The sequence below is a fragment of the Microbacterium sp. B35-04 genome (genome assembly GCF_010634885.1).
Lineage (GTDB): Bacteria > Actinomycetota > Actinomycetes > Actinomycetales > Microbacteriaceae > Microbacterium.
In genome coordinates this window covers 1-1,031 of record NZ_MWLP01000106.1, presented here as the reverse complement: position 1 = coordinate 1,031, position 1,031 = coordinate 1, and the positions used below count along the sequence as shown (strand labels likewise).

The following is a 1,031-nucleotide window of genomic DNA, read 5'->3' as shown; positions in this document are numbered from 1 at the left end:
GGTCGTTCATCGTGCCGCGGTGGGCAACGCATCCCGTGCCCGCTGAGATGAATGAACGCAACCCGTTTGTCGACGCGGGAGGGCTGCACTAGCGTGCATGAAGTCGATGGGCGCGCGCCCGCGCGTCGGAGGTCCAGGGCGGAGGTGTGAGCATGTCGGTTGGTTTGCTCGCGGTCGTGGACGACATCCTGACCGCCGCTGTCAAAGCGAGCGCGAAGACGGCTGGCGTGGTGATCGATGACGCGGCAGTCACGCCGCAGTACGTGCAAGGCGTTCTTCCCGCGCGCGAGTTGCCGATCGTCGGCAAGATCGCGCTCGGCAGTCTCGTCAACAAGTTCGTCATCATCATCCCCGTCGCCCTGCTGCTGACCGCTTTCGCGCCTTGGGTGCTGCCCTGGCTGCTGATCGTGGGAGGCTCCTACCTCTGCTTCGAAGGCGCCGAGAAGGTCATGGAGTGGTTCGGCGCCGAGCATGGTCCTGGTCAGGATGAACCCCGGAACGAGCGCAAGCTCGTATTCGGGGCGATTCGCACAGACCTGATCCTGAGCACCGAGATCATGCTGATCTCCTTGGCCAGCCTCGACGCAGGCTTCGGTCTCTGGATGACGTTCGGTGCCCTTGCCGTGATCGCTCTCGCCATGACGCTGCTCGTCTACGGTGCCGTCGCGCTGTTGGTCAAGATCGACGACATCGGCCTGGGAATGGCGAAGAGCTCCGCGCCCCATGTACGCAGCACCGGGGAACGGATCGTGCGATCGATGCCCACGGTGTTCCGCATCATCAGTGTCATCGGCACAGTGGCGATGCTCTGGGTCGGTGGCCATCTGGTGATCGCAAATCTGGCGGAGACGTTTTGGGAGGGCCCGTACAACGCACTGCACGCCGCGACGCACGCGGTCGAGTCGCTCGGGCCGGTTGTCGAATGGATCGTCGACACGGCACTGTCGGGCCTGTTCGGCCTGGTGCTCGGGCTGCTCATCGCAGGGATCGTGTTCGCAGTGATGAGAGTCGTGAAGGGCAGGGCGCCGGTC

The 1,031-nt window shown here is 64.3% G+C and carries 1 protein-coding gene; it reads left to right on the top strand.

Annotated features, from left to right (window positions below):
• Positions 1-152: 152 nt before the first annotated feature.
• Positions 153-1,031, top strand: an 879-nt coding sequence (locus B1729_RS18630) for a DUF808 domain-containing protein (RefSeq protein WP_163634268.1), incomplete at its 3' end; no start/stop codon positions are given.